Source organism: Pseudomonas sp. HY13-MNA-CIBAN-0226, from assembly GCF_040310305.1.
GTDB classification, from domain to species: domain Bacteria; phylum Pseudomonadota; class Gammaproteobacteria; order Pseudomonadales; family Pseudomonadaceae; genus Aquipseudomonas; species Aquipseudomonas gregormendelii.
The window spans coordinates 180,914-193,682 of sequence record NZ_JBEOPS010000006.1; the positions used below are offsets into that span (position 1 = coordinate 180,914).

The 12,769-nt window shown below is 58.2% G+C and carries 11 protein-coding genes and 2 tRNA genes; all 13 read right to left on the minus strand.

Features of this window, described 5'->3' with window-relative positions; translation table 11 throughout:
* Positions 1–65 precede the first annotated feature (65 nt).
* Positions 66–983, minus strand: a complete 918-nt coding sequence (gene truB / locus AAEZ05_RS08805) for a tRNA pseudouridine(55) synthase TruB (protein ID WP_045060038.1) — start codon at positions 981–983, stop codon at positions 66–68.
* Positions 984–986: 3 nt separating this feature from the next.
* Positions 987–1,388, minus strand: coding sequence for a 30S ribosome-binding factor RbfA (rbfA, locus tag AAEZ05_RS08810; RefSeq protein ID WP_045060039.1), 402 nt, complete (start codon positions 1,386–1,388; stop codon positions 987–989).
* Between the two features lie 159 nt (positions 1,389–1,547).
* Positions 1,548–4,073, minus strand: a complete 2,526-nt coding sequence (infB, locus tag AAEZ05_RS08815) for a translation initiation factor IF-2 (RefSeq protein WP_205893409.1) — start codon at positions 4,071–4,073, stop codon at positions 1,548–1,550.
* 27 nt (positions 4,074–4,100) lie between these two features.
* Positions 4,101–5,582: a transcription termination factor NusA gene (gene nusA / locus AAEZ05_RS08820; RefSeq protein WP_045060041.1), complete on the minus strand. Its 1,482-nt coding sequence runs from the start codon at positions 5,580–5,582 to the stop codon at positions 4,101–4,103.
* 47 nt (positions 5,583–5,629) lie between these two features.
* A complete protein-coding gene (rimP, locus tag AAEZ05_RS08825; RefSeq protein WP_010463487.1) occupies positions 5,630–6,088 on the minus strand; it encodes a ribosome maturation factor RimP in 459 nt (152 codons plus the stop codon).
* 138 nt (positions 6,089–6,226) lie between these two features.
* A tRNA-Met gene (locus AAEZ05_RS08830) sits at positions 6,227–6,303 on the minus strand.
* 96 nt (positions 6,304–6,399) lie between these two features.
* Positions 6,400–6,485 (minus strand) — tRNA-Leu (locus tag AAEZ05_RS08835).
* Between the two features lie 22 nt (positions 6,486–6,507).
* A complete protein-coding gene (secG, locus tag AAEZ05_RS08840) occupies positions 6,508–6,891 on the minus strand; it encodes a preprotein translocase subunit SecG (protein ID WP_017336473.1) in 384 nt (127 codons plus the stop codon).
* A gap of 4 nt (positions 6,892–6,895) precedes the next feature.
* Entirely contained in the window at positions 6,896–7,651 is a 756-nt protein-coding gene (gene tpiA, locus AAEZ05_RS08845; protein WP_045060042.1) for a triose-phosphate isomerase, read from the minus strand.
* A 66-nt stretch (positions 7,652–7,717) separates the two neighbouring features.
* Positions 7,718–9,055: a phosphoglucosamine mutase gene (gene glmM / locus AAEZ05_RS08850; RefSeq protein WP_045060043.1), complete on the minus strand. Its 1,338-nt coding sequence runs from the start codon at positions 9,053–9,055 to the stop codon at positions 7,718–7,720.
* A gap of 17 nt (positions 9,056–9,072) precedes the next feature.
* Entirely contained in the window at positions 9,073–9,924 is an 852-nt protein-coding gene (folP, locus tag AAEZ05_RS08855) for a dihydropteroate synthase (RefSeq protein WP_045060044.1), read from the minus strand.
* A gap of 8 nt (positions 9,925–9,932) precedes the next feature.
* Positions 9,933–11,843: an ATP-dependent zinc metalloprotease FtsH gene (gene ftsH / locus AAEZ05_RS08860; RefSeq protein ID WP_045060045.1), complete on the minus strand. Its 1,911-nt coding sequence runs from the start codon at positions 11,841–11,843 to the stop codon at positions 9,933–9,935.
* Positions 11,844–12,040: 197 nt separating this feature from the next.
* Positions 12,041–12,670: a 23S rRNA (uridine(2552)-2'-O)-methyltransferase RlmE gene (gene rlmE / locus AAEZ05_RS08865; RefSeq protein ID WP_045060046.1), complete on the minus strand. Its 630-nt coding sequence runs from the start codon at positions 12,668–12,670 to the stop codon at positions 12,041–12,043.
* Positions 12,671–12,769: the final 99 nt, after the last annotated feature.

A 12,769-nucleotide genomic window follows, 5' to 3' on the forward strand; every position in this document is an offset into this window, starting at 1 on the left:
AGGGACAAATCCCTGTATCTAAAAATGAGTAGTGACCGTGCCTATTAACAGCCACCCTCGTCCGGTCATTCTGACCGAATCAGTCGACGCGGCGCGATGCGCCCGTCTTCGCTCACTTCACCGATTCCGATGAAGCGACCATTGTGATCCTGTACCCGTACCATGCCGAACTTCGGCGCGTCCGGGGCTCGTACCGGCTGGCCGTTAAGCCAGTAGAACGAGCTGTGCTCCGAAAACTGCAGCAGTGGCCAATCCAGCAGGCCGCTGTCCGATGGCATCAGGAAGCGATCGACCGCTTCGTTACCGCCCTCGGCATGTACCGCTTCCAGCTCTTCAAGCGTGACAGTCTGCGCCAGCGTGAAAGGCCCGGCCTGGGTACGTCGCAATTCTGCAACGTAAGCGCCACAACCGAGTTGCTCACCGATATCCTCCACGAGGGTACGAATATAGGTGCCTTTGCTGCAATCCACCGCCAGCCGCGCAGTATCGCCTTCGAAGGCCAGCAATTCCAAGCGCGCAATAGTAACAGAACGCGGTTCGCGCTCCACTACTTCGCCTGCACGAGCCAGCTTGTACAGCGGCTGCCCGTCACGCTTGAGCGCCGAGTACATAGGCGGTATCTGACTGATTTGCCCACGGAATTTTGGCAAAGCCGCTTCGATATCGACGCGACCAACGGTCACCGGGCGCTCCTGCAAAACCTCACCTTCGGCATCCGCCGTGGTGGTGGTCTTGCCCAGCTGCGCCAGGGTTTCATAGGCCTTGTCGGAATCGAGCAGGTATTGCGAAAACTTGGTCGCCTCCCCGAAGCACAACGGCAATACACCGGTGGCCAGCGGATCGAGACTGCCGGTGTGACCGGCCTTCTCGGCGTTCAGCAACCAGCGAACCTTCTGCAACGCCGCGTTGGAGGTGAACCCCAGCGGCTTGTCGAGCAGGATGATGCCGCTGACGTTACGACGGATACGTTTGACCTGAGCCACCGATTACTCCTTGGCGTCTTCGGGTTCAGCCGCTACCGGGCGCTGACTGTCTTCAGCCACCGCACGTTCGATCAGGGCCGACAGGTGCGCGCCACGCACGACACTTTCGTCGTAGTGGAAGTGCAGCTGCGGAACGCTGCGCAATTTCATTTCACGGGCCAGCTGCATGCGCAGGAAACCTGCGGCGGAGTTGAGCACCTTGATGCTTTGCGCGATGTCTTCGGCGTTGTCCTGACCCATCACGGTGATGAAGATCTTGGCGTGACCGACGTCACGGCTGACTTCAACAGCAGTAATGGTGACCAGGCCGACGCGCGGGTCTTTGACTTCACGACGGATCAGCTGTGCCAGCTCACGCTGCATCTGATCGCCGATACGTTGGGTACGGCTGTATTCTTTTGCCATGTCTTGTTACCTGTTACTGCCCCACGGTGAAACCCGTGTGGTCTGAAAGCGGCAAACGCCCGGCCTGACAGAAGCCAGACCGGGCGTTGCGTTTAGAGTCCTGACACCTGGCCGCGCATCTGCATGCGGCGGCCTGGCGTGGCCCTTGAAGTGCGCGAGTTAGAGGCTGCGAGCAACCTGAACCTTCTCGAAGACTTCGATCTTGTCACCGACCTTGACGTCGTTGTAGCTCTTCACGCCGATACCGCATTCCATGCCGGCACGTACTTCGGCAGCGTCATCCTTGAAGCGGCGCAGGGATTCCAGCTCGCCTTCGAAGATAACGATGTCTTCACGCAGTACACGGATTGGACGGTTACGGTGAACGACACCTTCGAGCACCATGCAACCGGCGATCGCGCCAAACTTCGGCGAGCGGAACACGTCACGCACTTCAGCGATACCCAGGATGTTCTCGCGAACATCGCTGCCCAGCATACCGGTGAGGGCTTTCTTGACGTCTTCGATGATGTCGTAGATCACGTTGTAGTAACGCATATCCAGACCTTCCTGCTCAACGATCTTGCGAGCGCCAGCATCGGCACGCACGTTGAAGCCGAACAGTACAGCGTTGGAGGCCAGTGCCAGGTTGGCGTCGGACTCGGTGATACCACCGACACCGCCACCGACAACACGCACTTGCACTTCGTCGTTACCCAGGCCGTTCAAGGCACCGTTCAACGCTTCCAGCGAACCACGGACGTCGGATTTGAGGACGATGTTAAGCGTCTTCTTCTCTGCCTGGCCCATGTTTTCGAAGATGTTTTCCAGCTTGCCGGCGTGAGCACGAGCCAGTTTGACTTCGCGGAACTTGCCTTGACGGAACAGAGCCACTTCACGGGCTTTCTTCTCGTCCGACAGCACGCTCATCTCGTCGCCAGCGTCCGGGGTACCGTCCAGGCCGAGGATCTCGACAGGGATGGAAGGACCGGCTTCCTTGATTGGCTTGCCGTTCTCGTCGAGCATGGCACGTACACGGCCATAGTTCGAACCGACCAGCACCATGTCGCCTTGGCGCAGGGTACCGTCTTGAACCAGAACGGTTGCAACCGGGCCACGACCTTTGTCGAGACGCGATTCAACCACGACGCCACGGCCAGGAGCCGACGGAGTCGCTTTCAATTCAAGAACTTCAGCTTGCAGCAGGACAGCTTCGAGCAACTCGTCCACGCCGGTACCGACTTTCGCCGAAACCGATACGAACGGGGTGTCGCCGCCCCACTCTTCCGAAGTCACGCCGTGAACCGACAGTTCGCTACGGATGCGATCGAGATCAGCGCCCGGCTTGTCGATCTTGTTCACTGCAACCACCAGTGGAACACCGGCAGCCTTGGCGTGCTGGACAGCTTCAATGGTCTGCGGCATCACGCCGTCGTCCGCTGCAACTACCAGGATCACGATGTCAGTCGCCTTGGCACCACGAGCACGCATGGCGGTAAACGCGGCGTGACCCGGGGTGTCGAGGAAGGTGACCATGCCGCGTTCGGTTTCAACGTGGTACGCACCGATGTGCTGGGTGATACCGCCGGCTTCGCCAGCAGCTACCTTGGCACGACGGATGTAGTCGAGCAGCGAAGTCTTACCATGGTCAACGTGGCCCATTACGGTCACAACTGGCGCACGGGAGAACGTCTCACCTTCAAACTTCAGGGACTCGGCCAGGGAATCTTCCAGGGCGGTGTCGCTGACCAGGGTCACTTTGTGGCCCAGTTCTTCGGCTACCAGCTGAGCAGTTTCCTGATCAAGCACCTGGTTGATGGTCGCTGGAGTACCCAGTTTGAACATGAACTTGATGATTTCAGCAGCCTTGACCGACATCTGATTGGCGAGATCGCCAACAGTGATGGTCTCGCCGATCTGCACATCACGCACGACAGGGCCGGTTGGGCTCTGGAAACCGTGGGCGTTGCGTTTTTTCAGCTTGGCCTTGCCGCGACCACCACGACGGAAGCTATCGCTTTCTTCGTCGGTAGTACGTGGAGCAACCCGTGGAGCAGGCGCTTTCTCTTTGACCGAGGCACGATGCGGAGCGTTTTTGCGCTCGCCATCGCCACCACCGCTGCGACGATTGTTATCGTCTGCACGTGGTTTGTCCGGACGGCGCTGTTCGTTCTGCTTGTTACGAACGTCTGCAGACGGTGCTGGAGCAGCAGCCACAACCGGAGCGCTTTCACGCACAGGTTCGGCGGCCGCAGCAGGAGCCGCGACTGCGTCGTTGGTACCGGTTTGCGCAGGCTGGCGACGCGCTTCTTCTTCGGCGCGACGCTTGGTTTCTTCTTCAGCCTTCTGACGAGCAGCATTATCTACTGCGCGACGTTCATCCAGTTCGCGTTTGCGCTCGGCTTCGATTTCTTCCGGGCTGCGTTGTACGAAAACTTTCTTCTTGCGTACTTCAACGCTGATGCTTTTGCTGCCAGCAACACGCAGGGTGCTGGTGGTTTTACGCTGCAGCGTGATCTTACGTGGTTCTTCCACTTTCGCCTTGTGGCTGCTTTTCAAGTGAGTCAGCAAAGATTGCTTCTCACTGTCAGTCACATGTTCTTCGGCGGCGGTGTGCGGCAGACCTGCCTCACGCATCTGCTGCAACAGGCGCTCTACCGGTGTTTTGACCTCATCGGCCAGTTGTTTCACCGTGACTTGCGTCATGCACTTCTCTCCTCAGGCCGCGCCTAATTACTCGAACCAATGGGCTCGGGCGGCCATGATCAACTTGCCGGCACGATCATCGTCAATGCCGTCGATGTCGAGCAGATCGTCAATAGACTGCTCGGCCAGGTCTTCGCGGGTAATTACGCCGCGCACCGCCAGTTCCATCGCCAAATCCTTGTCCATACCCTCAAGCGAGAGCAGGTCTTCGGCCGGATGGGCGTCTGCCAGCTTTTCCTCAGTAGCGATGGCTTTGGTCAACAAACGATCCTTGGCACGAGCGCGAAGCTCGTTGACGGTTTCTTCGTCAAAGCCATCGATGTTGAGCATTTCCTCCACCGGTACGTAGGCAATCTCTTCCAGGCTGGTGAAGCCTTCATCTACCAGCACCTGTGCCAGGTCTTCGTCGACTTCCAGCTCGTCGATGAAGTTGCGCAGGATGTCGCCGGTTTCTGCTTGCTGCTTAGCCTGGATGTCCGATTCGGTCATCACGTTCAGGGTCCAGCCAGTCAACTGGCTGGCCAGACGCACGTTCTGACCTCCGCGACCGATGGCCTGAGCCAGATTGTCTGCGCCAACGGCGATGTCCATTGCATGGGCATCTTCGTCAACGATAATTGCCGCAACCTCAGCCGGGGACATGGCGTTGATCACGAACTGAGCCGGGTTGTCGTCCCACAGGACGATATCCACACGCTCGCCGCCCAACTCGCCCGACACTGCCTGGACGCGCGAACCGCGCATACCAATGCAAGCGCCCTGCGGGTCGATGCGTTTGTCCTTGGAACGGACCGCGATCTTGGCACGCGAACCCGGGTCACGGGATGCAGCCATTACTTCGATCAGGCCTTCAGCGATTTCCGGCACTTCGATGCGGAACAACTCGATCAGCATTTCCGGCGCGGTACGCGACAGGATCAACTGCGGGCCGCGGTTCTCGGTGCGGATTTCCTTGAGCAGCGCACGCAAGCGCACGCCAACCCGGAAAGTTTCGCGGGAGATGATGTCTTCACGAGCCAGCAACGCTTCTGCGTTGTTGCCCAGGTCGACGATCACGTTGTCGCGGGTCACTTTCTTCACGGTGCCGGAGATGATTTCTCCCAGGCGCTCGCGATAAGCATCAACGACTTGAGCGCGCTCGGCTTCGCGAACTTTTTGCACAATGACCTGCTTGGCGGTCTGTGCAGCGATACGGCCGAACTCGATGGACTCGATCTTTTCTTCGACTACGTCACCGACCTGAGCACCAGGATGCGTTTCAGCAACCTTGCTTGGCCAGGTTTCGATAGCCGGATCGTCCAGGTCCGCTTCTTCGACTACCGTCCAGCGACGGAAAGTCTCATAGGCACCGGTGTGGCGATTGATTTCCACACGCAGATCGACTTCGTCCTCGAAACGCTTCTTGGTAGCAGTGGCCAGAGCCAGCTCCAGCGCTTCAAAAATTACGTTTGCCGGTACGCCCTTTTCATTGGATACCGACTCAACAACCAGCAGTACTTCTTTGCTCATCGTACGCCTCGCCTTTCGCAAGCCATTGGATCCGCGGGATCCGCGTCTCAGTCAAAACTGGGAATAATGTTGGCCTTGTCGATCATATCGATCGGCAACAGGAACTCATGGTCTTCTACCTGCACCACGACGTCCTGCTCTTCTACACCGCGCAGAAGGCCCTGAAAGTTGCGTCGTCCTTCAAAAGGCGAGCGCAGCTTGATCTTCACTTGTTCACCGGCAAATTTTGCAAACTGCTCAATAGTGAACAGCGGGCGTTCCATGCCAGGCGAGGAAACTTCGAGGGTGTATTCAACGGCGATTGGATCTTCAACGTCCAGGACACCACTGATCTGACGGCTGACAATGGCGCAGTCGTCCACCAGCACACCGCCCTCTTTATCAATATAAACGCGCAACATTGAGTGGCGACCTTGAGCCGAAAACTCAATACCCCAGCATTCATAGCCTAGGGCCACGACCACCGGGGCCAGCAAGGCCTGCAACTCTTCTAGCTTGCTCGACACCTGAACCCCCTCGTGCATGTATGTGCATGCTGTGCAAAATAAAAAAATGGGCGAAACGCCCATCCTTGAAACGCCGTCGAACAGCGGCGTTGAAAGTGTCCAGCTAACAAAAAGCCCCTTAAAAGGGGCTCTTTAAACTGGTTGCGGGGGCCGGATTTGAACCGACGACCTTCGGGTTATGAGCCCGACGAGCTACCAGACTGCTCCACCCCGCGACAAAGCTGGGGCGGAAGTATACGACCGATCCCTTCCAGGGTCAATGTAACCTTCCACCTACAAGAAAGCCCGCAACAGCGGGCTCTCCTGATAATTGGTACCGAGAAGGGGACTCGAACCCCTACACCCTATGGGCACAACCACCTCAAGGTTGCGTGTCTACCAATTCCACCACCTCGGCAATACTACGTTTGAAACCCTTCTTACTTCTGCTCTTGAGCTGGAGGCACGTCAGTCGCTGGAGTAGCCGACTTTTGCTCTTGAAGCACCGGAACATCATCAGAAGCCGGTTGTTGCTTTGGCACTTCCAACACTGCTGGATTTGGCAAACCTACTTGAGTCAGCTGGTGAGCTTTCTCTTTAGCAAAGTAACCTAACCCTAAGCTGGTTATGAAGAAACCTGCGGCAAGTATAGCAGTAAACTTACTAAGAAAGGTAGAGGAACCTTGGCTTCCGAACACAGTATTTGAAGCACCTGCTCCGAAAGACGCACCAGCATCCGCACCTTTACCCTGCTGAAGCAAAACCAGAGCAACTACGCCCAATGCACCCAGCAGATGAAAAACGACTACGACTGTTTCCAGCATTTTTTCAGTTTCCCGCGGCGCGAATGATCGCACCGAACTCATCTGCATTCAGGGAAGCTCCACCAATGAGCCCCCCATCGATATCCGGCATGCCGAACAGTTCGACCGCATTGGCCGCCTTCACGCTGCCGCCGTATAGAAGCCGCACACCTTGTGCGACCTCAGAATTTTCTGCCGCCAACTGAGCGCGGATGGCTGCATGCACATCCTGCGCCTGTTGCGGCGAAGCCGTTAGCCCTGTGCCAATGGCCCAGACCGGCTCGTAAGCAATGACTGCCTGGGCAAAGACACCAACACCCAGCTCCTCGATGATGCAGCCCAGCTGACGCCCGACCACTTCAAGAGTTTTTCCGGCTTCGCGCTGCTCGAGGGTTTCCCCTACACACAACACCGGAATCAAGCCACATGCCTGTGCCGCTGCGAACTTGCGGATCAGTGTTCCGTCCTGCTCACCCATGATCTGGCGGCGCTCGGAGTGTCCAACAAGAACCAGTGTACAACCTGCATCCACCAACTGACTCGGCGCAATCTCACCGGTCAACGCACCTTGCTGGGCTTGCACCGCAGCATTCTGCGCACCGACCTGGATCGGCAGGCCTTTCAAGCCATCAATCACTTGATTGATATGCAGGCAAGGCGGGAATACCGCTACATCAACACCGCTTGGCAAGGCCAGTTGACCCAGGCCGTTGATCAGCTCAGCGACGCTGGCGCGGGTACCGTGCATCTTCCAGTTACCAGCTACCATAGGGCGACGCATGCTGTACCTCGTCGGTCAAAGTGGGCGCAGATGTTACCCAACACAATCAAGGCTGGCAAGCCGAATTCAGGCAGAAACTTCAGTAACCAGCTTTGCCAGCTCTTCGGCGTAGCCGCGAACCTGTGTTTCGTCCTCGCCTTCGACCATGACACGCACCAGCGGCTCGGTACCGGACTTGCGCAACAGCACGCGTCCACGACCCGCCATGGCGTCAGTAACGCGCTGGCTGGCCTCCTTGACTGCCGGATGTTCAAGCGGGTTGGCGCCGCCGCCAAAACGCACATTGATCAGCACCTGAGGGCACTTGCGCAGCGCCTGGCGTGCCTGGGCTAGGCCTTCGGCGCGAGTCTTGAGCGCCATCAGCACTTGCAGCGCCGCAATGATCGCATCGCCCGTAGTGGTGTGGCTGAAGCACACGATATGCCCGGAGTTTTCGCCACCCACCAGCCAGTTGCGCTCGAGCAGGTCAGCAATCACATACCGGTCGCCGACATTGGCGCGCACAAAAGGAATCGACAGCTCAGCCAGTGCCAGTTCCAGCCCCAGGTTACTCATCAGGGTACCGACCACGCCGCCCTGCAGCTTGTCGCGCTCATGCAGGTCGCGGGCAATGATGTAGAGCAACTCGTCGCCATCAACGATGGCCCCGGTGTGATCGACCATCAACACCCGATCGCCATCGCCATCAAAGGCGATACCCAGGTCCGCATGCTCGGCCAGTACGGCAGCCTGCAACTGGCCCATGTGGGTCGAACCGCAATTGTCATTGATGTTCAGGCCGTTGGGCTGGGCGGAGAGCACTACGACTTCAGCCCCCAACTCACGGAATACGCTCGGCGCCACCTTGTAGGTGGCACCGTGGGCGCAGTCGAGCACGATCTTCAAGCCAGTAAAGCTGGTGCCGGTCGGGACGCTGCTCTTGCAGAACTCAATGTAACGACCCGAGGCATCGTTGATGCGCGAAACCTTGCCGATCTTGCTCGATTCAACCACGGTCATCGGGGTGTCGAGCAGCTCTTCAATCATCAGTTCGACTTCATCCGGCAGCTTGGTGCCCTTGCCGGAGAAGAACTTGATGCCGTTGTCGTCGTGGGGATTGTGCGAGGCACTGATCACGATCCCGGCTTGCGCATGGAACGTACGGGTCAGATAGGCAATGGCAGGCGTCGGCATCGGCCCCAGCAGCATCACATCGGCACCGGCCGACGTCAGGCCAGCTTCCAGCGCCGACTCAAACATGTATCCGGAAATGCGCGTGTCCTTGCCCACCAGCACCTTGCATGCACCCATCTTGCGAAAGGCCATGCCTGCCGCCCAGCCGAGCTTGAGCATGAAGTCAGGGGTAATAGGGTATTCGCCGACACGACCGCGAATGCCGTCGGTACCAAAATATTTCTTAGTCATAAGTTGCTCCATCACTCTTATTCGGCTGTTTCAACTGCGGTAATCATCCGCACTACATCAACTGTTTCGGCTACATCATGGACGCGCAATATACGCGCTCCCTTGGCGCACGCCAGTGCCGCCAGTGCCAGGCCGCCATACAGGCGCTCCCCGACCGGGCGATTCAACGCATGACCAATCATGCTCTTGCGCGAAACCCCGACCAGCAGGGGGCGCCCCAGGGCATGCAAAGCTTCCATGTGCCTGAACAAGCTTAGATTGTGCTGCAGGGTTTTGGCGAAGCCGAAGCCCGGATCCAGGATGATCCGCTCGGCTGGAATTCCAGCCAGCGCACACTGGGCCATGCGCTCGGCGAGAAACTCACCAACTTCTTTGGTCACGTCCTGATAATGCGGATCATCCTGCATGTCGCCAGGCTCGCCCAGCATATGCATGAGGCACACGGGCAAGCCGGTGGCTGCCGCGGCATCCAGGGCACCCTCACGACGCAGGGAGCGCACATCATTGATCAACCCGGCCCCCAGCCGCGCGGCTTCGCGCATGACTGCCGGGGTGGAGGTATCCACCGAGATGATCACATCGAGTTCGCGGCTGATGCGCTCGACGATAGGCGCTACGCGCTCGATCTCCTCCAGCGGAGAAACCGCCCTGGCACCCGGCCGGGTCGACTCACCGCCGACATCGATCAGGGTCGCGCCGGCGGCCACCATCGCTTCGGCATGGCGCAAGGCCGCATCGAGCTGGCTGTATCGGCCACCATCGGAGAAAGAGTCGGGAGTTACATTGAGAATGCCCATGACATGCGTATGGGCCAAATCAAGAACCCGGTTGCCGCAAGGCAACCGGGTTGAGGACTGAACAGAAGTCATTTCAAACCTTAAACGTCAGCAGCAGGACCGCCGATCGGTGTTTCCGGACGCGGATCCTGTACTGCCGGAGGAGTACCGGAAGTCCCTGTACCACCCGACCAGTCGCGAGGTTCGCGAGGAGTACGACCCGCCATGATGTCGTCGATCTGCTCAGCATCGATCGTCTCGTACTTCATCAGCGCATCGGCCATCGCATCAAGCTTGTCGCGGTTGTCCGTGAGGATCTGCTTGGCGGTGCCGTAGCACTGATCAATGATGCTGCGCACTTCGGAGTCGATCAGCTTGGCTGTCTCACCGGAGAAGCTTGCACTCTGACCACCGCCGCCACGACCAAGGAATACTTCGCCCTCGTCTTCGGCGTACATCAACGGACCGAGCTTTTCCGACAGGCCCCACTTGGTCACCATGTTCCGCGCAATCTGGCTGGCACGCATGATGTCGTTGGAAGCGCCGGTGGTGACACCGTCGAAGCCCAGGGTCATCTCTTCAGCGATACGGCCACCGTAGAGCGAGCAGATCTGGCTGATCAGCGCACGCTTGGACAGGCTGTAGCGATCTTCTTCCGGCAGGAACATGGTCACACCCAGCGCACGACCGCGCGGAATGATGGAGACCTTGTAGACCGGATCATGCTCAGGCACTACGCGACCCACAATGGCGTGGCCGGCTTCGTGATAAGCGGTGTTCTGCTTCTCTTTTTCCGACATGACCATGGATTTGCGCTCGGCGCCCATCATGATCTTGTCCTTGGCCAGCTCGAATTCTTTCATTTCGACGACGCGCTTGCCGGTACGGGCAGCGAACAGCGACGCTTCGTTCACCAGGTTGGCCAAGTCGGCACCGGAGAAACCCGGGGTACCACGGGCAATCACCGCAGGAGCGACATCGTCACCCATTGGCACTTTGCGCATGTGCACCTTGAGAATCTGCTCGCGACCACGGATATCCGGCAGACCGACCACAACCTGACGGTCGAAACGGCCCGGACGCAGCAACGCAGGGTCCAGTACGTCCGGACGGTTGGTCGCGGCGATGACGATGATGCCGTCATTCATTTCGAAGCCGTCCATCTCTACCAGCAACTGGTTGAGAGTCTGTTCGCGCTCGTCGTGACCGCCACCCATGCCGGCGCCACGGTGGCGACCGACGGCGTCGATTTCATCGATGAAGATGATGCAAGGCGCGTGCTTCTTGGCCTGCTCGAACATGTCACGAACACGGCTCGCACCCACGCCGACGAACATCTCGACGAAGTCGGAACCGGAAATAGTGAAGAACGGCACCTTGGCTTCGCCGGCAATCGCCTTGGCCAGCAAGGTTTTACCGGTACCCGGAGGGCCGACCATCAGCACGCCGCGAGGGATGCGACCGCCCAGGCGCTGGAACTTGCCCGGATCGCGGAGGAACTCGACGAGCTCGCCAACTTCTTCCTTGGCTTCGTCGCAACCGGCAACGTCAGCCAATGTGGTCTTGACCTGATCTTCGGAGAGCAGGCGTGCCTTGCTCTTGCCAAAGCTCATCGGCCCACCCTTGCCCCCTGCACCGCCCTGCATCTGGCGCATGAAGAACATGAACACGGCGATGATCACCAGGATCGGGAAGCTGGCCACCAGGAGTTGAGTCCAGATGCTTTGCTGCTCAGGCTGCTTGCCCTCGACAACGACGTGGTTATCCACGAGGTCACCGATCAGACCATTGTCCTGGATTGCCGGACGGATGGTCTTGAAGCTGTCGCCATCGCTGCGCTTGCCGGTGATGACATAACCATCAACGGCTACGCGCTCGACCTTGCCATCCTTGACCTGCTGGATGAAGTCGGAATAGTTGAGGGTCTGCGGCTCGTTAGGGCTGGAGAAGTTGTTCATCACCGTCACCAGGACTGCCGCGATGATCAACCACAGGATCAGATTCTTTGCCATATCGTTCAATTAACTACCCTCTGAAGCAAGCTCCGCTAATGGCGCGCGCTTCGCATGATATTCACCGGCCTAACTTACTACATTACGAACGGCGGTGGCAGGCGCCGTCTGTAACCCTTTGTGAAACACTTTCTACACAATATTCGCTATTGCCCGCGGGGCGAAATACGAAAATCCTATCGACCCGCTAAAAAACCTTATTCGGCAGGACGGCGATAGCCCCAAGCCAGCATGTATTGCTCGCGGGAACTGCCACGGGAAGAGTCCGGCTTGATCATCTGGACCTTGTCGAATTTCTGACGAGCGTCCTTCACGTAAGCATCAAACCCTTCGCCCTGAAACACCTTGATCACGAAATTACCACCCGGCTTGAGTATCCGGGCCGCCAGATCAAGCGCCAGCTCACATAGAAACATGGCTTTTGGCATGTCTACTTCAGGCGTACCACTCATATTGGGGGCCATATCGGAAATCACAAGGTCCACCTGCGAATTACCCACGGCTTCAAGGATCTGGGCGAGCACTTCGTCCTGGGTGAAGTCACCCTGGATGAAAGTCACGTCCGGAATACTGTCCATTTCCAGGATGTCCGAAGCGATCAGACGCCCCTGACCGCCGATCAGCCGACTGGTGACCTGCGACCAGCCGCCGGGCGCAGCACCCAGGTCGACAACGCTCATACCCGGACGGATCAGCTTGTATTTCTCCTGGACTTCCAGAAGCTTGTAGCTCGCACGCGAGCGGTAACCATCCTTCTGCGCCTGCTTCACATAGGGATCATTGACATGTCTTTTCAGCCAGCCAAGGCTTGTCTTGGAACGCGCCATTGGGCACCTCGATGATAAGGGTCGTGATTAATTGGGCGGATCCACGAGCCCTCGGGTAAAATGGCCGCCATTTTACAGAATCCAGACGAAAGGGTCAGA